The following is a 19,642-nucleotide window of genomic DNA, read 5'->3' as shown; positions in this document are numbered from 1 at the left end:
GCCAAGGCGCAGGGTATACAATCCCTAGCCTTGGCCTTACGTTCTCTATTTTATTTGCGCCCGTAATCGGCCTTAATCTCTCCCCAGCTCTTCGTTTGCCATTTCAGCACCTTGTTCTCATATGTATTGGTTCGAAGCCAGTGCTCGGCCCGGTCCACCAGATCCCAGATCTCTTGGGTTGACGCGTCGCGCGGAAGCGTGGTGGCCACCTTCTTCTGCTTCAGCCATTTGAGTGCATTCATGGAATCACTGTACACCGTTTTGGTGCTACCCATTTTCTTCAGGTAAGCCAGCGCGTGGACGATGGCCAGAAACTCGCCGAGATTGTTCGTTCCCTTCGAAATCGGTCCGCACGAGAACAGAATATCTCCCGTCTGCGTATCCACGCCTTTATACTCGACAGGTCCAGGGTTTCCTCGCGTCCCCACATCTACGGAGATGCTGTCATAATCGATCTCGCCCGGTTCTTCAGCGGCTGATGCGCTGATGCGCTTGTAGCTCTTGGAGCCTGAGCTGCCGGGTTTGCTTCCGGACTGCTGCCCCCAGTAATTTTTATAACCTGCCGCATAGGCCTGCTCTGCCTCGCTCCGCGATTCGAACGCCTTGAATTTGGCGCCCGCAAACTGATTCACCTGCTGTTGGCATTCACCCCAGCTTGTATAAATACCGGGTACTTTGCCTACCCAGACAACATAATATTTTTGCTTCGCCATAATAAACCTCCATTCCGAACTAACCTCTCTAGCGTACTATATCACATCCTCCGAAACCAACAAAAAAAGCGCCATCGTCTCCGATCCGCTTTCTGTGCTTAATCTTATTCAATTGTTCCTGTTTCGTCGGCTTCACTCTCACATGCTGTGACAGCGCACTGTAATCTTCGTTGGTCTTTCTCATCGAGACGGCTGACCATGTTCCGGCACGTTCCGCTTTGCGGAGCGCCTTTTGCGTTTTCGTACGGGCCATGAGGCTCACTCTCCTTCTACTATATAGAAATCTCTTATATTGTATGGCAAAACGGACGGGAATGGAACCAAATTGGATCTGCCCCATCCGACTCCTCCTGTTACGCGCCCATAATTCCTACCCTTTAAACTCTAGAACCTTATCGCGATAATTTATTTTCACTCCCTCATGTGTCTGGTATTTCATTGCATCCAGCTTCGCTTTAGCATCTGTCTGCGTCTCGTCGCTGCCGATCGTGTTCTACGCCGGTAATGGTCCATGTCCCATCTGTCTTCTCCAATGAACATTTACGGTTCACACGGGTCAACGGTTTGTTCTTCAAGTCCCTGGATTCCGCTGCATATACAAATGCTTTCTCAGCTTCCTTGCTCACATAGGGCTCCGAAATGCGAATCGTTGTCTTCTCTTTATCCACGCCCAAAGACTTGGCCCACCCTTGCATATATTCCTTATGTTTCTCATATTCTGCGGCAGACATCTTCATCATGTCGCTTGCACGATATTCCTTCTCGTTATATCCAAAAATAATCCGGTCGCTCATAGCCTGCATGTACGATTCACTGACAATCCCGTTACCTGGGACAAATATTCCGAATAATCCATTTGAAAATGCAGCAGTTTATATTCCGCCGTCTCCAGCTTCTCCACCCGGTTCGCGATCTGTCCCGTTCGTTCTCCGGCAAGCCCGTACCGCCGCAGGCGGACAATCCCGTCACAGTTAGTGCAAACAGCAGGATTAGTAGAGATTTCATTTTGCAACTCATCTGTACCCTCCTTCTTCCTGCAAACTATTAACCCAATGATAGGATACAAAATCCTTGAAGCATAGCGGAGTTTGTCAGGGCTAGAGAATTCAATATCCCGGCCTCGACTGAACATAGCCGGATTTCAAAAAGCCTGCCTCAGGAACCAGGTTCCAGGGCAGGCATCTTGATGAATATCATTTTATAATTTGCGTCCTTCCGTCAGTCGTACCCAGAAGCCGCCTTTGAAGCTCTTAGGTTCATGGGAGATGATGAACGCCTGTGGCGACATTTTGGCCAATGTCTCCATCAGTCGGCGCTCATTCTTTCGTTTCACGAGAACTTGAAGGACGAGCCGCTTGCCATCCTTGCCATCCGCTTCCCAAGCAGTAACCCCGTATCCCTTCTCCCGCAGATTCATCGCCAGATTCGTCTCAACAGAATTGACGATAACCTGAACCACAATGTAGCCGAGAGCCAAATACTCCTCTATCCGGCTGCCAGCATACACACCAAGGCCAAAACCAAGGCAGTAGGCCGCCATATTAAAGGGATTGTCCAGGTTTTGCAGGACGAGATTAAGACCGAGCAAGTAAACGAATACCTCCAGCATGGCCAGAAGGGAGGCTATCCCCCTTCTGCCTTTGATCATCAGAATTAATCGCAGCGAGAATATAGAAACATAGACCACATTGATGCCGATGATCGAGCCGATAAGCGACAGCGAAATCATCGAGAATCACGTGTTGCGATATACTGTGGTCTTGGCCTCTGCCCCGAATACGGAGACACAAGCTTATTATCCACGCTGTTATAGACCATAAAAATATTGCTGCGAGGCATCGGCGTAATGTTGCTGTTTGAACCGTGCATAATGTTGCAGTCGAATAATACGATCGAGCCTGCTTTGCCAACAGGAGTATCAATACCGCTCTCTTTGACCATGCGCGTCAGGTTGTCATGATCCGGCACACCGTACTCCTGCTTGCGCAGAGAATCCTTAAAGTGGTTATCTGGTGTCTTGCCGATACAAGCGACGAACTCCTTGTGAGATCCAGGCACAACCATTAATGGCCCGTTAAATGAATAGTTATCCTCCAATGCAATCGAGCAGCTTAACGCTCTCATGCGGGGCATTCCATCCTCGATATGCCATGTCTCAAAGTCTGAGTGCCAATAGAACTCCTTGCCAGTAAAGCCCGGCTTGTAATTAATCCGCGATTGATGGATGTACGTCTCGCTTCCCAAAAGATACTCCATAATCGCCAGGAGTCTCGGATGCTGTGATAGCTTCTTAAACACGTCATGGCTCTCGTGAACCGCGAACACTGAGCGCACTTCATCCCCGCCAGGCTCCCGGATCACTTCATCCTGCTTCGACGCTCTAGCCGTCACCTGCAAGCTGCGAGCTTCAGCCTGATATTTCGCCAGCTCCTCTCCATCAAAGAAGCCTTCCAAGGATAAATATCCGTTGCGCTCATAGAATCCGGACTGCTCCTGCGTTAGTGGAGCATCCGGTGTCCATTCTGAATGTACGACCGGATCCTGCCGTTGTAGGATTTGAGGCTTTCCATGCACTCTTGAAGGATACACGTCCATCTCTTTCTCCTGAAGGGCCGACACATGATTATTACTCATCGAATATCATCTCCTTAGTCTGAAATTGGGGCAAGCAGCGGGTAGGTTCCTTCCTCGTCGTGAACTTCCGCACCGGTAAGCGGCGGATTGAATACGCAGATCATCCGCATCTGCGAACGGGCTCTCAAATAGTGCTTCTCATGTCCATCCAGGGCGTACATCATGCCCGGGGAGATAGGATAGGTTTCACCACCGACAACCTCGATTTCTCCCTCGCCTTCGATGCAGTACACGGCTTCCACATGATTTTTATACCAAATCAGCGTCTCCGTTCCGGCCTTGATAAGGGTGTCATTGAGAGAGAAGCCCATACCGTCTTTGGTAAGCAGAAGCCTTCTTGAATTCCATGTGGTTGTATCAATATCATCCTTCGTATCCACAATGTCTTCCAAATGTTTAACGATCATAATGAACTCTCCTCTGCTTCTAGTTGTTTCATACTGTTCTTCAATATCCCCAATCCCTGTGTCAATGTGTTCATTTCGATGGTCAGCGGCGGCATTAGCTTCGCCACCTCACTATGCGGGCCTGATGTTTCCAGTATCAGTCCCTGTTCAAACGCAATCTCGGAAAGTCTCCCTGCCAGCTCCGCTTTATCAAAAGCAATTCCCTGAATCATGCCTCTGCCCCGGATGGTGCCGCTAATCTCAGGATATTCCTTGGCAACCCCCTCCAATGATTGGCGAATCTGAGTCTCGCGAATGCCGATATCGAGCTGGAAATCTTCCGTTCTCCAATATTCCAGCGCTTCGGCTGCGGCCACGAATCCGAGATTGTTGCCTCGGAAGGTGCCATTATGCTCGCCCGGCTCCCATATATCCATCTCCGGCTTGATCAGCGTGATCGCCATTGGTAAGCCATAGCCGCCTATCGATTTGGAGAGGCATATGATATCCGGTTCGATGCCAGCATCATCAAAGCTGAAGAACGGTCCTGTTCTGCCGCAGCCCATCTGGATATCATCCAGAATAAGCAGGATTCCCTTATCCTGGCAGATGCGCGCTAGTCTCTGCAGCCATTGCCTGCTGGCGGAGTTTAGCCCACCTTCGCCCTGCACTGCTTCAACGATGACCGCCGCCGGAAGCGGAATGCCGCTTCCCGGATCATCCAGCAGCTTCTCCATATATGCCATCGTATCCACGTCCTCGCCAAAGTAACCGTCATATGGCATAAAGACCGAGTTACTCAAATCGACGCCGGCTCCCTGCCGTTTGAAGGAGTTCCCCGTAACCGCAAGCGATCCCAGCGACATCCCGTGAAAAGCATTCGTGAAGCACAGGACGGTGCTGCGTCCGGTCACTTTCCGGGCAATTTTCAGTGCAGCTTCAACGGCATTCGTCCCCGTTGGTCCGGGGAACATCACTTTATGATCCCAGCCGCGCGGCTTCAGGATAATCTCCTGAAAACGAGTCAGGAACGTCTCCTTTGCTTCTGTCGCCATATCCAGACTATGCGTAACGCCATCCTTCATAAGGTAATTAACCAACTTATCGCGTATCTTCTCATTGTTATGTCCGTAGTTTAATGCTCCGGCTCCGGCAAAAAAATCAATATATTCATTGCCCTGCGTATCCCAAAGCTTCGCATTCCGGGCCTTTTCAAAGACCGTCTGAAAGCTTCGGCAATAACTTCTCACCTCGGACTCCAGGTTGTTGAAAACAGTAAGCGTCGGTTTCTCCATCACTTGGTTGTTCATAGTTCCCTCCATTTGTTTATATGTCATTGAAAAAAGGGCCAATTACGAATAACGGCTCCTCTTCATGAGAGGTACCACCCGGAAACATCTCGGCTCCATACCCTACAGTTACCGTGCTGGGTATGGATTTCTCTTCGGCAAAACCGAGAAACAATCGCCTGGATGCCTTATTGCTTGGCGAAACCGTCGTTTCGATGAAACGGACGCCATGGCATGCCTTGTCGTTCATCAGCCCTGTCAGCATGGCCTTTGCGATTCCTTGCCTGCGGTGCGAGCTGGCAACAGCCACCTGCCAAACGAACAGCGTCTCGGGATTACGCGGAGAACGGAAAGCAGAGATAAAGCCGACAATTTTGTCATCCTGCTCCGCGATCATGCAAGTATCGTTGAAATAATCCCCAAGGAGGATATAGCAGTACGCGGAGTTCAGGTCCAATGTTCCCGTATCGCCTATCAGCTCCCACACCCGGGCACCATCTTTTGCTTCAGGCTTTCGATAGACTACTTGGGTTTTCGTATTCACAGCCATATCCTTACCAACACCTCTTTACATAGCTAAATTCCATTCGAGCGGAATCGTTGCAGAAAGCTCTGCAGCCGATCGCTCTTTGGATTATCGAATATTTCTTCTGGCGTCCCCTGCTCCACGATCCTTCCTTCAGCTCCGAATATGACCCGATCAGCGATTTCCTTGGCAAAATCCATCTCGTGCGTAATCAGCATCATGGCCATCTCGCCTTCCTCCGCAATCTCTCGGATCACCTCTAGCACCTCGCCAACCAGCTCCGGGTCCAAAGCAGACGTGACCTCGTCAAACACCATCACTTTCGGACGCATGACCAAAGCTCTGGCGATGGCAACACGCTGTTTCTGTCCTCCGGACAGATTGGACGGATACATCTTGAGCTTGTCGGCCAAACCAACCTTGCCCAGCATCGAAACAGCTCGCTCCTCGGCCTCCTCCTTGGATAATCCCAGTACCTTGCGCGGGGCCTCTGTCACATTGCGAAGCACATTCATGTGCGGGAACAGATTGAAATGCTGGAAGATCATCCCGACATTGCTGCGCATCCGATGCAAGTGCTTCTCGCCCGCCCGGACCAGCTCGCCTTTCTCATGGGTATGCCAGAGGAGCTCGCCATCCAACTCGATGGTACCTTCAGTGGGCTCCTCCAGAGTCATCAGCATTCGTCCCAACGTCGTTTTGCCAGATCCGCTCGGACCGATCACAGCCACCTTCTCTCCAGGCTGCATTTCCAAATCGATGCCCTTCAGCACCTGCAGGTCGCCAAATGACTTCGTTACGCCCGTATACTTCACAATCGGTTTGGTACCGGTGTCTATGCGATTGCCTTCCTGCCCCGGTACTTTTGACAGTTCAGCCTGTTCATCGATCCCAATGGCTTTCAACAAAACTCCCTCCTTTATTTTCCACGCTGCAGATTCATCCGTTTTTCCAGCCTCTGCACCAGCAATGATGCAATATAGCTGATGATGAAGAATAGAATTCCGACCAGCGTATACGGCTCAAATGCACGAAACGACTGCGATACGATATTTTTCGCCGTCAACATCATCTCCACCAGCGTAATGGCACATAGAATCGGCGTTTCCTTGAACATGACAATCAAATAATTTCCGAGTACCGGTATGATGGGCGGCACGGCTTGCGGCAAAATAATACTCCGCCAGGTCTGGGCTTTCGTGTAATTCAGTGCGGTGGCAGCTTCCCACTGCCCCTTCGGTACCCCCTCGATCCCGGAACGGTACACCTCAGACAAATAGGTGCTGTAATGCAGCCCAAGACCGATCACCCCGGCATAGAAGGCCGGAATGGAAATTCCCGTCAGAACCGGGAGACTGTAATACAGGAAGAAGACCTGGACCAACAGCGGTGTGTTGCGAATAAATTCAATGACTCCTTTGGTAATGAGAGACAAGGGTTTAAACTGGCTCCTTGCAGCAAAAGCCAGCAGTAATCCGATGATCAGGGCAACTACAAAAGCGCAGAGCGTCACCCATACCGTCATTTTTAATGCGCTTAATAGTTGCGGCAGAATATCCCACGCATATTTCCAATCCCACATAGCTATAGCCTCCCCGCCGTCAATTTACGCTCCAGCAGACGTACGGCCAGCGAGACGAGCGTAGCAATGACAAAATACATGAGGAGCAGCAGCACCAGAATCTCCGTTGTCCAGGAGATGTAATTGTTTCTTAGCACCATCGCTTGGTATGTCAAATCCGCCATCGTGATGAAATAAACCAGGGAAGTGGATTTGATGAGTTCTACAAGCTGATTCCCGAAGGGAGGCAGCATTCGCAGCGAGGCTTGAGGCAATATAACGTTCCATAACCTCTGCCAAGGCTTCATATTAAGCGCCACAGTCGCTTCCCACTGGCCTTTTGGCACCGCCAGCACTGCGCTGCGCACAATCTCCGATCCATAAGCACCGAAGTTCAACCCGATGGCGAGAATGGCAGCCAGCATTTTCGGCAGTTCGATGCCGATAAAAGGCAGGGCAAAATACAACCAGAATAATTGCACCAGCAGGGAGGTTCCCCGAAAGATTTCCACGTACACGGCGGTCAATGTGCGGATGATCCACAGTTTCGACAACCTGCCTAGTCCAGCGACAAATGAAACAACAAGGGCCAGGATGGCTGAGAAGAAAGCTACCACAATGGTGATCTCTGCTCCTTTTAGCAGCGTTGGGAGAAAATCAATCCAAGAATCCGGCATGCTATTCTCCGCAAAGCGCGGCAGCCGTCATATCACCTGGAAGCTCTGCTTCGGTGAATCCGAATGTCTGCAGAATTTCCAGCAGCTCGCCCGAATCCTTCAATTTTTGCAGCTCTTTATTATAGGCCTCCTGGAACTCAGCATCCGCTTTACGGAATGCCGTAGCTCCATACCCACGAACACTCTCGCCATCGATCACAGGTTGTTCAAAATCAGCTACACGCTCAATTTTCTCATCATGGGCCGAGTCCAGCATCGCCTGCAAGGAAGGCCCTGTCATGGTAATTGCATGTACCCGATCTGCCTGAAGGGCGCTGATAGCTGAAGCCTGGTCAGGAACCTGGATGATTTGATCCGAAGGAATGCCGGACTTCTCCATATAGCCGATCTCAACCGCGCCAGTCATAACGGCTATCTTGGCCTGGTCGTTCTCGGCAATATCCGCATAGCTTCCAAGACCCAGTGGATTCCCTTGCTTCACCGCTATAGCTTCCCCAATGCTGTACTCCGGATCGGCAAACAAAACGGCGGAGCAGCGTTCCGGGTTGATGAACATGCCGGCTGTGATGAGATCAAACCGATCCGCCTGCAGTCCCGCAACCAGGGAACCGAACTCGGTCAGCTCACCCCTCATCTCCTTGATGCCCAGACGTTCCAGAACAACGCGGGCAATCTCGACCGCCTCGCCTGTAAGCTCCCCATTCGCTTCTTTGTAGGCATAAGGCTTCTCATTGGCAAACCCGACGGTAATATACCCCTGCTTAACGGCCCGATCCAGCGTACTCTCTTTGTCACCGCAGGCCGCAAGTGATACCACCATGATCAAGGACAACATCAGGACAACCACTTTCTTCAAAAAAACACACAACCTCTCCATCATAAATTTGTGCCATACGTAAAGATGGCATGTTGAAATTATCCACGTTAACACATAGGTTAACTTGGATTTATAGACATCAGACATCATGGCACGGGCCAAGCTATCGGACGGATAACGTATCCATTCCCCAACGCCGTATTAAACCCTATGCGTCTGACTGATTCAATTGGTTTGGTGAAACATATAGGATATACCCCCACCTCCTGATCAGAATACAAAAAGACCACCAAACAGGGGATCTAGACATAGCTCCGCCAGCAGGGGGTCAAAAAATAGAGAAAAGGCCCCTATAGAGAATAAAGGGCCTTTGTTATGAACATCCACTATGTATAAAAGACCCATCCACTGCTGACGAGGTTAGCTGACGGACTCGGGTTAAGATGGTACCCTACACTCTTGATTCAAGTGACTCGCCCCTAATAAAACTGGTTCCCCCGCTTTCCGGTAAAGGTATGCCGGAAACTAAGCGTGTGTCCATGATAAAGGTAAGTTCAGGAAATGTCAAACCCTTAAACCCACTTTTTCTGGAAAATAAGTGGTGAAATTGGCGTTTTTGAATGGAATGTTACTAGCCAAATGGTTATCTAATTATCAGATGTTTCCGTGCTTTTCGGAGAGGCCCTTCCATCCTCATTTTTCGCTATATAGCAGGCATTTCGCAAAGCTTCCGATAGTGGTTCATGCCATATATTATTCACGCCATGAAACGAAACCGGGCAGCAGACTACCCGATTAAATGTATCCGGCTAAAAAAATTTCCAATAATCAGCAATTTGCTTGTCCATTTCATATAAAATGGTCCGGCATCACTCTCTCGTTACCAACTTCAACAAACAAAGCCCCGATCCTTGGGATCAGGGCTTTCCTTCATTTATACAGCTGTATATCCGCCGTCTACGAGCAAGGTCGTACCTGTAATGAAGGATGCGTCTTCACTGGCGAGGAATAATACGGCTTTGGCCACTTCTTCCGGCTGACCCAAGCGGCCCATCGGATGAAGACCTACCAGATGCTCTGTGATTGCTTCCGTTCTTCCCTGGATAAGCGGAGTATCAATATATCCCGGACAAACCGCATTGACCCGTATCCCCTTGGAAGCATAATCTGCGCCGATCGACTGGGTTAACAGCTTAACGCCTCCCTTGGCGGATGCATAGGCGGTAACTCCGGCTTTTCCGACATGGCTATGGATCGAGCCGCAGTTTACAATTGCCCCTCCAGTTCCTTGGGAAAGCATTTGCTGGATTACATATTTATCGCACAGGAACACCCCTGTTAGATTAATATCAATCGTTCTTTGCCAGTTATCCATTGTCAACTGATCGGCGGGGGCATCATGTGCAATGCCTGCGTTGGCGAATAACACATCAATGCGGCCAAAATGCTCAACCGTCTGCTTCACCATATTCACAACTTCCTGCTCTTGGGTGACATCCGTCTTAACGAACAGCGTTTCAAAGCCTGCGCTCTTTAATTCATCGGAAACGGCCTGTCCACGGTCTGAATAATCGGCAATAACAACCTTGGCTCCCTCTTCTGCAAAAAGCCTTACCGCTGCTTCGCCGATCCCGCTGGCGCCTCCCGTCACAATGACAACTTTGGATTCAAACCTCATTTGTTTAACCACTCCTCTATTGTGAATTCACCATATCAGTTCCACATGTATGTAGAGTTTGCAGATTCCAGGCATAGTATTCCAGACTCTGTTTCTTTGTTTCATGGACCAAAGCCTATCCGTTATATTATACAGGCCGCTCGATCGTAAACATCTCTCCCAATGAAGAATAGATATTCCCTGCCATACGGCTCACAGGCTTTAACTTGGCGGCGTTAATCCGCCCATGTTCGTATAGCTCCTCCGCAACATGGAACCGGACAACACGGGCAATTAACAAATCGGCTGCGGGCATCTGATCCGTGCCATTCAAACTTACAACTTGGTCCAGCATGCATTCCATACGAATCTTGCATTCCAGAATACCAGGTACGTTTACTACCTCGCTAGCAGTCGGGGTTAAATGTGTTAGGACAAGCTCACTTTCGTGCGGAGGCAGGTTTGCAGCTGTTTCATTCACAGCATGAACAATATCTTCGTCCACAATATGGATGACAAGCTCGCCGCTTTGCATGGCATTTCTCGCTGTATCTTTGGCCGTGCCCTGCTTCCGCTGAACGGATACGGACAGCAAGGGCGGATTGCTGGAGAGAATGGAAAAATAACTGAACGGCGCCGCATTCAGCACACCCTCCTCTGATAATGTAGTTACAAAAGCGATCGGTCGCGGAACAACACTCCCGATCAACAGCTTGTATATGTCCCGTTCACTTTGGGTATTCGGGTCAATGGATATCACTTTGGATTCCCTCTCTCCTTGACTTGTATAGGCATCAAATTTTCTTCGATTCGGGTACGCTCCGGTTCAAACCAAGCAGGAAGTTTCAATTGTTCCCCTAGTGAGTCCAGATCTTCATCCACCGCAAATCCGGGCGGATCGGTTGCAATCTCAAACAATATGCCCCCGCGTTCCCTGAAATATAACGATCTGAAATAATTGCGGTTCTTAATATCTGTCGGCATAAAACCATGGGATGTCACCCACTCTCGCCAGGTAACAAGCTCATCTTCATGTTGGGCACGCCATGCAATATGATGGGTCGTGCCGGCACCTCCCGAGCCTCTAGGGATATCCCGCATTGGCAGATCTATCACGTTGCCGAAAGGTCCCATTGACTGGAACCGGGCATAGTTAACGTCCTCTCCGATGAAGGTTAACCCCATTACCTCCTCCAGCGCTTTCTTCGTTTCCTTCCAATGGCTGCTGAACAAGACCGCACCGCCGATCCCTTTAATTGCTGTTTCGGGCGTCAGATCGTCCACAGACCAACTACTCTTCGGTCCGTCTTCCCTCTCAACCAGCTCCAGTGAAAGTCCATCGCGATCGGAGAACTGGAGATAATGTTCGTTAAATCGAAATGCTTTCATGACAGGAACGCCGAAACTCCGTAAACGCTCTTCCCAATAAGAAAGAGCACCCGTAGGAACGACAAAGGATGTATACCCAACCTGCCCTCCTCCACGTATTCCTCTTCGTGAAGCAGTAGACGGAAAGAAGGTGATAATGGTCCCCGGGCCACCCTCTTCATCCCCGTAGTACAAATGATAAACCTCAGGAGCATCGAAGTTCACCGTCTTCTTCACTAATCTGAGTCCAAGCACACCCGTATAAAAATCAACATTCTTCTGTGGGTTCTGCGCATATGCGGTAATATGATGAATGCCTGCCGTTTGTAATGCCATTGTTATCGCCTCCTGTCATTTTATGCCCTAACCGATGTTTCATTGATGATCCCGTTTCGTATAATATGATTAGTCTATACAATCTTTAAATTTAATATCTTTAATTTAAGATTATATATCCTTCAAATTATTGTCAAGTGCTTCTTTCTACTTCCAGGCATATAAAAATGCCGGCAAGAACGGTTTGCGCTCTTAACGGCATAAGTATGCAGCTGCAGCCACATGTCGATTTATGCATCTATGCTTTTTGCCATTTTTCCTTAAAGAACAGCTGATATACTCTCGTAACCACAATCTTAACGATCATATAAACAGGTACAATCAGCAGGATTCCGATAATTCCACCGAGATCCTGTCCGACCAACACGAGGATGATAATCGTAATGGGATGAATCGCCAGCTGTTTACCAAATATATAGGGACCAATTAAGTTATCCTGAATTTGCTGGGCTGCCAGAATGACAACCAGGGACCAGATCGCCGTTCCGGGGGACTGGATAAATCCGATGATAACAATTGGGATCGAAGACAGAATGGCACCGATAAATGGTATGAAATTCGCAATAACTGCCACAACCGTCAGCAGCAATGCATAAGGCAGACCAATAATCAAAAATCCGATATACATCAAAACACCGAGAGCCAAATTAACCAGGACCCGTCCAACGATAAATCCTTTGAGCGCATTGTTGATCTCATCCAATACCGAGGCTCCCACTTCCTTGAACCGGTTTGGTAAAAAACTCACGATCATATCCCCAAATTTTCCGCCTTCCTTCAGCATGTAATACAGCAGGATTGGGAATGTGAACAAGACAATAGCAAAGTTCGAGACAAAGGAAAACAGATTCTTAATATAATTCGTCAAGAACGTGAAGCCTTGGTTTAAATAATCGGATATCTGTGTAAGCGGATTGGAGTCCTCAGGAAATATCCCCTGGAAAACGCCGTTATTCTCCCACTCCTGAAGCTGATCGCCAAGCTTGGCAAACAGTGTGGGAGCATTCTGCACCAGGGCAACGATCTGATGTTGGAGAGAGGGCCACACCCCAATAATAAATCCGGTCAGGATGCCTGCAAAAACGACATAAATCAGCAGGATGGCCAGCGAGCGATTTAGCTTCCGTTTTTCGAGAAGATCAACCAGAGGTCTTAGCAGATAGTAGAAGAATCCCGACAACATTAACGGGACGAGGATGATGGAGAAGAATGATAGTACCGGTCTGAATATAAAGTCTACCAATGATCCTAAATAAATGATGATCAGCACGAGGATCACGGCAAGACATAATTTGAAGAACTTATTCATTTTATACAAAAAGCATGCCCCTTCTCCTATTTTTCTCACCATAGTATCATGACAACGAGTTCCGATTCAAATTGAGCCTTCTGTCCTAGCATCCTGCAATCTTGTCAGCTGGTGTCGATGTTAAAGAAGACATTCGGCTTCAATATCCCGAGGATATATACTTCTCACAACGCCTCACGTATAATATGAAGGATTGAAAGGCAAGGATTTCATTAGGAGGATATTATAAACATGCATGTTACATCCATCATTCTTGGTCTGATCATCGTATTGAATATCGTGTTCTCCATGTTCGTGGTTTTTAGAGAACGACGAGATGCCGGATCTACTTGGGCCTGGCTGCTGGTGCTGTCTTTTATCCCGATCCTGGGCTTTGCCCTGTACCTGTTGTTCGCGCAGAATTTAAGAAGAATCCGTCTTTTTCACTGGGATGATCTGCAGAAGACCGGCATTGAGAAGGTGCTGCTCTCCCAAATGGAAGGGATGAACCGCGGGGAATACCCGTTTAGCAACCAGGCAGCAGCGGATAACAGCGATTTGATCCATATGCATATTAATGAGAATCAGGCAATCCTCACAGATGACAACCATGTAGAAATCTTTACAGATGGACGCGAGAAATTTGAGCGATTGTTTCAGGATATTGAGGAAGCCAAAGTCTACATACATATTCAATACTATATCATTCGACGTGATTTGCTTGGCAAGAAGCTGATATCCCTGTTAACCAAAAAAGCAAAAGAAGGCGTGAAGGTCCGGCTTCTCTATGACGAGCTCGGCTCGCGTCAATTGACCAAAGGTTTTTTCAAAGCATTTCGCGAAGCCGGCGGAGAGGCCGAAGCCTTCTTCCCGTCCAAGCTGCGTTTCATAAATCTGCGTCTAAATTACCGCAATCACCGTAAACTTGTCATCATTGATGGCGATATCGGGTATGTCGGTGGCTTTAACGTAGGGGATGAGTATCTGGGGCTCAACTCCAAATTCGGATATTGGCGCGACACGCATCTGCGCATCCAGGGTGAAGCGGTCTATGCGATGCAGGTTCGCTTCATTCTGGACTGGAATCAGGCTTCGCACCATAATGATATCTCTTATGAGTCGAATCTGTTTCCCAAGATCAATTCACCGGGCAATGTCGGCATTCAGATTGTGACCAGTGGTCCGGATTCCAGGTATGAGCATATTAAGAATGGCTATATCAAAATGATCTCATCCGCTAAGAAGTCGATCCATATTCAGACACCTTACTTTATTCCGGATGCCAGCCTGCTGGATGCGCTCCGTATCGCTGCGCTGTCCGGCGTAGAGGTTCATCTGATGATACCAGATAAACCTGACCATCCCTTTGTCTACTGGGCGACCTTATCCAATATCGGAGATATGCTGAGTATTGGGGCTAACGTGTATCTCTACAATAATGGTTTCATTCATGCCAAAACTATCATCATCGATGAGATGATCGCTTCAGTCGGGACGGCAAATATCGATGTTCGAAGCTTCAAACTGAATTTCGAAGTGAATGCATTCCTGTACGACGAAGGTTTAGCGAAACAGTTAACCCATATCTTCCATCAGGACCTCAAGGTATCCAGTCAGCTTACAATGAAGCAGTACTTAGAACGTTCGCGGTGGATCAAATTCAAGGAGTCCATTTCACGTTTGCTGTCCCCTATTCTGTAGGACAAGTCCGCTTGTGTCCACATGATAATGAGGCTCAGTCATGACTGTTGAATTACGGTATGAAAAAAGGATGTCTACAGGCAGTATCAAACGCCTGTGAGACATCCTTTTTATTATAAATCTAGATTAATTGTTAGTTCGATAACCCCGCTGCCCGCAGCAATCTCATCACAGTGACAACCGTTTGGGCCTTGGTCACATTGGATTGTGGGTCCAGCTTGGTAGCTGAAACGCCCTGCAAAATCTTCTGCTCCACGACGAAGGCTACAGCCGACTTCGCATAAGACGATACTGAGGCGTTGTCTTTAAATTTGTTTAACACGCCCTGATTCGCCTCATTCTTCTTGCCTGCATATTCCAGCGCATTACTCAGAATCGTGGCCAATTCCTCACGCGTAATTAAGGTGTTAGGATCAAATGTATCCCCTGATCTGCCCTTAACCAGACCCGCCGCTTTCGCAGCTGCGATCTCTCTGGCATACTGGGATTTTGCATCTACATCCTTGAAATTAGCGTAACTGTCGTCTGGAAGAATGCCCAATCCCTTAACCACGATGGAGATGATTTCGGCACGGGTAATATGTTTATTCCCGCCGAAGATATTGGCGTTATCTCCCGATACAAGCAGTTTGGCCGCAGCTTGCGCTACATCCTCCCTTGCCCATGACGGGATCGCATCCTTAAACTGGATATCTTGCTGAACAAGTGCATAAATACCGCTTCCCGTTTTCTTGATTTCGACGGTTACCGTACCATCCCCATTAACTTTAAACAAGGTTGGGACGGAACGAAGATCATTCGTACCAGGTATATAAACCACTCCGAAAGCACGTTTCGTATTTATCTTCTTCGCATCAACCGTCACGAATTCGCTAACATAAGACTCGCCGAAATGCTTCAGTTCGGTGGTCGTTTTATCAGCGTTTACTTGTTCAAGCTTGAACAATAACGGACTAGTCAATGCTTCTTTCCCTTTCAACAAGGACGTCACACTTGCTGCGTCAGCTTCTCCTGGAGCAACAATCGAGACTTTTACGTTACCGGAATCCTTGATGAGCGAAGCCGGAATCCGATATTCGGTACCATTCACGAGAATGGACAGACTGGCCTCGGCATCTTTTTTCGCAAGAGCTGCTATGATTTCCTGCGGGATCTCAACTTCTGCCTGCTTCGTATTTGCGCCTGCATGGATTTGGAAGTTGGTAAAATCCGATTGATTAATGTTATTAACAGCTGCAGTAGCAGGTACACTAACTACTGCCTTATCGCCTTTAAGATCCACTTTCACATCCAGCTGATTTTTGGCTTTTGGTGGCTGTGGTTCAGGAGGCGTTGGTGAACCAGACCCTCCAGAACCTCCCGAGCCTCCGGATCCTCCTGACCCGTTAGACCCTCCTGATTCACCATCTGTCCCACCGGGTCTTACGCCCGAAGTCGCTGCGCTCAGTACATTGGAAGCACTGGAAACACGATGGATCTCATCCCCCGCTCTATCTACAGCGAGCACATGAATTTTGTAATTAGTTGAAGAATTAAGGCCATTAATAGTATAACTGTTATCTTTAGGCGAACCTGCCAGTGCATTATTCACATACACTTCGTAATCGGTTGCACCTTCTACAGCATCCCATTTTACCTTGAGAGAGCTGGAGCCAACGCTTACTAATGAGAGATTTGCTGGAGCCCCGAGTGCCGATGTATTGACTTTACCGTCGATCGGCAGATCATGAACAAGCTGAGTCGTCAAGGTCAGATTGCGGTCACCGCTGATATCCCAGCTCATGACGCCAGCGATATCTAGTGACTTCACGATGGAAGCCGTGTACTTCATGGTGTTCGCGTCATTGTATGTGATGAATACTTTGTTCTGATCATTGTAGAGATATGGAACCTTGGCAGCCTCATTCCAGTATCTCTTATACCCGTTTTTGTCGATATAGTTATTCTCTAGATCGCTGAAATCGAAGACTCCAGATTCCCAAGTCTTTAATGAAGTTCCACCTGAACAAGCTTGATATTGTCCTGTTGGCAAGCAATCATCCCAGCCCTTACCATAGTAAGGAACCCCAACGTTCAACTTATGTGTTGGCACTCCACCATTCAAATGACCTAACAAGCCACCTAGCACATGATTTCTTGGAGCAGAAGATGTCGTAAGGTTTTTATCATAAAATAATGGTGAGTTATGATGACCTAGTGTATCTGAGCTTCCACTGTAGTCATAGGTCATAATATTGACAAAATCGAGATATTGTATAGAGTTCGGAATGTCTGCATTCACGGTAAATTGGTCTGCCTGCCAAGAAGCAATGGACAGCAAGTAATACTTCCCATCCTCGGACCCGGCAGCATCCAATGCCTCACGGACGGCTTTCATTAATAATGTGAAATTTTCTTTATCCTTAGGCGATCTGGAATTTTCCGGCTTACCATTCTCTACAGGATACTCCCAATCCACGTCCAGACCGTCGAAATTATAATTTCGCAGGAAACTCACAGCAGAGTTAGCAAAAGCACGGCGTGTCTCTTCCGTCATGGCTATGTTAGAGAAATTACCAGACCATGACCACCCGCCTACTGAAACCATGAGTTTCAAATGTGGGTTAGATGCCTTGACGGATTCAAAAGCTTTGAAATTTTGGAAATCAAATGTCGGATCTCCGACTAAGATTTCTCCATCATGTACATATCGGTCTTGAGCAGGAATATTAGGATCTTCACAGGCTCTTGAGACGCTTCCGTATTTTTTCCAACACACATCGGCAAAGGCATAGTTAATATGAGTTAACTGAGATACATCCAAGTCACCAGGATGAAGATTACGATCTGTGGTACTAGCCGACCAGGACGTATAATAAGTTACATTATTATAATTGCTGCCCGGCACAACCGACACGGACTCACTTTCAGGCGAAGTCCATAGACTATTGTAACCTACCACCGTATAAGAGTATCTCTTGCCTTCTTCAAGTGCCGAAGCGACAAACCGATTCTCGTTGCTGGTACCAATCTTTACTCCATCCTGATAGATATCATAACTTGTGGCCCCCGGAACCGGAGCCCAACCCAGCGAAACTGTAGACCGTGTAGACGTGACTTTCTGCAGTCCTTTAGGCTGAGCCAACTCTCCCCACTTTATGGAAACGGCATTACTGTTAGCTGATGTTTCCAAAGCTCCATCTACGCTTCTTTGGGCACCTACTTTAAATGTATATGTCTCTCCCACGTTTAGAGGTCCGTAAGTAGTCGTGGTTACAGAACTGTCCCAAACGCCGCCTTTCCATGCTCCATTAACATAAATATCATAAGCTTCGGCACCAGGGCTCGAACCCCAATTCAGCGTAACCGAATCTTCTGTGACCTCTTGTATTTTTAGGAAGCTTGGAGGTGTTAACGGCGCATTTTTGTATTCAGACTCGTCTTTGGTTGTGGTGAACTCTATTACATTGCTTTTATGCTCCTTTTTTACATCTTCATTCCAAGTAATATATATTCTGTAGGTTGTTTCTGGTTTTAATCCTGAAACAGCTCGGGTCCAATAATTTCCCCATGTATAATCCTTATCTGTATCTGCATTCCATACCTGTATATTATTATTATCTGGGTTGTCTCTGAAATCCCATATAAATTTCACCATATTGTGGGAAACGCTTTCAACCCGGAGATTCTGCGGTGCCAGCGGATCCTGGGCACTGGTCAAGGATTTATACGTCGAACTCGTCACCGTCTGAGGTTTAATATCGGGGTTAACTGTAGAAATATCTGTAGGGACTTCTGTAGGAATTTCTGTGGAAATATCTGTAGAAGGAGTGCTTTCTGCTGCATAAGAAGCAGGTGCGCCAACCAGTGGCGTGATAATGAGTGCAAGCGTTAATAACCATAATACCCATTTCGGGTGTTTCTTCGTCATAAATGTTGTCACCGTTTTCACCTCTGTCGAATAATTTCGGCTGCAAAAGATACAGCATCATAATGAATGTCTGTTCCTGGGTGTCATCAGGTCATGTCTCAGATGACTTGCCTAGTTTCGCATATCGCTCGATATCCAACCTCATCTTGAAAGCGGTTACCATTTCTTTTATGATCAGTTATGTATGATTCAGCTTACCCCCCTTTTTACATTAGTTGCCATGCAGCAGCTTGTCCGAAATCCCCTCTACAGCCTCCCTTCAGCAAAATTCAACATGGAAGATGTTCAATAAATATTCATATATTTGTATCATGAAACCTACACTATCGATTGAGAAGGGATAAATTTTGATAAAAATGGGGTAAAATCTTATAATTTCGTATTTTTTACAGACAAATATCTACTATATTAGTTTGACTCATTATCTCTAGCAACACTCATGATAAATGTTTATGAATATCCATATACATGACTTCCGCCCCATGTAACAGCAGGTATTGTATTATGATATAGGACAACAGAAACAATTACATACTAGAAGAGGTCTATTTATTCATGAAAATATAGTAGGTGACCACCAATGATGACCATCGCGCAATTTGCGGAACGCACAGGCATGGTTCCTAGTGCCCTCCGCTTCTATGAATCCAAAGGCATTCTAATCCCGGCCGAACGACATGAGAATGGTCATGTTCCATACCTATGATCCTTATGGCAACCAGATTAATGTATGGTGTTACGAGGACTGTTAATTAATCGTTATATGGCTTTATACATAC

At 47.5% G+C, this 19,642-nt stretch carries 20 protein-coding genes and 1 riboswitch; of the genes, 2 read left to right on the top strand and 18 right to left on the bottom strand.

The genetic code is table 11. From position 1 onward, the window contains the following. Positions 1 to 50 precede the first annotated feature (50 nt). The 17 genes from rnhA to AM231_RS20650 form a co-directional block, all read right to left on the bottom strand. On the bottom strand, positions 51 to 713 hold the full coding sequence (gene rnhA / locus AM231_RS20725; RefSeq protein ID WP_054404325.1) for a ribonuclease H: 663 nt from the start codon (positions 711 to 713) through the stop codon (positions 51 to 53). A 28-nt stretch (positions 714 to 741) separates the two neighbouring features. After that, complete coding sequence (locus AM231_RS20720; RefSeq protein WP_054404324.1) at positions 742 to 966, bottom strand: hypothetical protein; 225 nt, start codon at positions 964 to 966, stop codon at positions 742 to 744. Between the two features lie 202 nt (positions 967 to 1,168). Then, entirely contained in the window at positions 1,169 to 1,507 is a 339-nt protein-coding gene (locus AM231_RS30070) for a hypothetical protein (RefSeq protein WP_242615252.1), read from the bottom strand. Beyond that, entirely contained in the window at positions 1,504 to 1,725 is a 222-nt protein-coding gene (locus AM231_RS30065; protein WP_242615251.1) for a hypothetical protein, read from the bottom strand. Before AM231_RS30065 ends, AM231_RS30070 begins: the two co-directional genes overlap by 4 nt. A 186-nt stretch (positions 1,726 to 1,911) precedes the next feature. Beyond that, positions 1,912 to 2,442 (bottom strand): DUF2179 domain-containing protein, encoded by a 531-nt coding sequence (locus AM231_RS20710; RefSeq protein ID WP_053491381.1) that lies wholly within the window; start codon positions 2,440 to 2,442, stop codon positions 1,912 to 1,914. Next, positions 2,439 to 3,347, bottom strand: coding sequence for an ectoine hydroxylase (thpD, locus tag AM231_RS20705; protein WP_054404323.1), 909 nt, complete (start codon positions 3,345 to 3,347; stop codon positions 2,439 to 2,441). The genes AM231_RS20710 and thpD overlap by 4 nt, the downstream gene beginning before the upstream one ends. 14 nt (positions 3,348 to 3,361) lie before the next feature. Then, a complete protein-coding gene (locus AM231_RS20700) occupies positions 3,362 to 3,754 on the bottom strand; it encodes an ectoine synthase (RefSeq protein WP_053491379.1) in 393 nt (130 codons plus the stop codon). Next, the gene (gene ectB / locus AM231_RS20695; RefSeq protein ID WP_054404322.1) at positions 3,751 to 5,043 is read right to left on the bottom strand and encodes a diaminobutyrate--2-oxoglutarate transaminase; all 1,293 of its coding nucleotides are present in this window, start codon (positions 5,041 to 5,043) and stop codon (positions 3,751 to 3,753) included. The genes AM231_RS20700 and ectB overlap by 4 nt, the downstream gene beginning before the upstream one ends. Before the next feature lie 16 nt (positions 5,044 to 5,059). Continuing rightward, on the bottom strand, positions 5,060 to 5,572 hold the full coding sequence (gene ectA / locus AM231_RS20690) for a diaminobutyrate acetyltransferase (protein ID WP_054404321.1): 513 nt from the start codon (positions 5,570 to 5,572) through the stop codon (positions 5,060 to 5,062). A gap of 26 nt (positions 5,573 to 5,598) precedes the next feature. Beyond that, complete coding sequence (gene ehuA / locus AM231_RS20685; RefSeq protein ID WP_082341763.1) at positions 5,599 to 6,453, bottom strand: ectoine/hydroxyectoine ABC transporter ATP-binding protein EhuA; 855 nt, start codon at positions 6,451 to 6,453, stop codon at positions 5,599 to 5,601. Positions 6,454 to 6,467: 14 nt separating this feature from the next. After that, positions 6,468 to 7,130 (bottom strand): ectoine/hydroxyectoine ABC transporter permease subunit EhuD, encoded by a 663-nt coding sequence (gene ehuD / locus AM231_RS20680; RefSeq protein WP_054404320.1) that lies wholly within the window; start codon positions 7,128 to 7,130, stop codon positions 6,468 to 6,470. Between the two features lie 2 nt (positions 7,131 to 7,132). Then, a complete protein-coding gene (ehuC, locus tag AM231_RS20675; protein ID WP_054404319.1) occupies positions 7,133 to 7,786 on the bottom strand; it encodes an ectoine/hydroxyectoine ABC transporter permease subunit EhuC in 654 nt (217 codons plus the stop codon). Position 7,787: 1 nt separating this feature from the next. After that, complete coding sequence (gene ehuB / locus AM231_RS20670) at positions 7,788 to 8,642, bottom strand: ectoine/hydroxyectoine ABC transporter substrate-binding protein EhuB (RefSeq protein WP_423212935.1); 855 nt, start codon at positions 8,640 to 8,642, stop codon at positions 7,788 to 7,790. A 355-nt stretch (positions 8,643 to 8,997) separates the two neighbouring features. Beyond that, a riboswitch (cyclic di-AMP (ydaO/yuaA leader) is annotated at positions 8,998 to 9,145 on the bottom strand. A gap of 392 nt (positions 9,146 to 9,537) precedes the next feature. Then, entirely contained in the window at positions 9,538 to 10,281 is a 744-nt protein-coding gene (locus AM231_RS20665; RefSeq protein ID WP_054404318.1) for an SDR family NAD(P)-dependent oxidoreductase, read from the bottom strand. A gap of 127 nt (positions 10,282 to 10,408) precedes the next feature. Continuing rightward, on the bottom strand, positions 10,409 to 11,020 hold the full coding sequence (locus tag AM231_RS20660) for a flavin reductase family protein (RefSeq protein WP_054404317.1): 612 nt from the start codon (positions 11,018 to 11,020) through the stop codon (positions 10,409 to 10,411). Next, positions 11,017 to 11,964 carry a ring-cleaving dioxygenase gene (locus AM231_RS20655; RefSeq protein ID WP_054404316.1) on the bottom strand — a complete coding sequence of 316 codons (948 nt, stop codon included), beginning with the start codon at positions 11,962 to 11,964 and terminating at the stop codon, positions 11,017 to 11,019. The genes AM231_RS20660 and AM231_RS20655 overlap by 4 nt, the downstream gene beginning before the upstream one ends. Positions 11,965 to 12,202: 238 nt before the next feature. Continuing rightward, positions 12,203 to 13,282, bottom strand: a complete 1,080-nt coding sequence (locus tag AM231_RS20650) for an AI-2E family transporter (protein ID WP_054404315.1) — start codon at positions 13,280 to 13,282, stop codon at positions 12,203 to 12,205. 222 nt (positions 13,283 to 13,504) lie between these two features. Between AM231_RS20650 and cls the strand changes: the two genes are divergently transcribed. Further along, on the top strand, positions 13,505 to 14,953 hold the full coding sequence (gene cls / locus AM231_RS20645; RefSeq protein ID WP_054404314.1) for a cardiolipin synthase: 1,449 nt from the start codon (positions 13,505 to 13,507) through the stop codon (positions 14,951 to 14,953). Positions 14,954 to 15,086: 133 nt separating this feature from the next. On the opposite strand, the gene AM231_RS20640 is transcribed toward cls, so the two are convergent. Continuing rightward, a complete protein-coding gene (locus AM231_RS20640; RefSeq protein WP_054404313.1) occupies positions 15,087 to 18,863 on the bottom strand; it encodes a glycosyl hydrolase family 18 protein in 3,777 nt (1,258 codons plus the stop codon). 580 nt (positions 18,864 to 19,443) lie between these two features. Here AM231_RS20640 and AM231_RS28390 point away from each other — a divergent pair. Beyond that, positions 19,444 to 19,569 (top strand): MerR family transcriptional regulator, encoded by a 126-nt coding sequence (locus AM231_RS28390; protein WP_082341762.1) that lies wholly within the window; start codon positions 19,444 to 19,446, stop codon positions 19,567 to 19,569. The last annotated feature ends 73 nt before the right edge of the window (positions 19,570 to 19,642 follow it).

Source organism: Paenibacillus solani, from assembly GCF_001277345.1.
GTDB lineage: Bacteria > Bacillota > Bacilli > Paenibacillales > Paenibacillaceae > Paenibacillus_AQ > Paenibacillus_AQ solani.
This window is presented reverse-complemented; position numbering and strand designations above follow the sequence as displayed.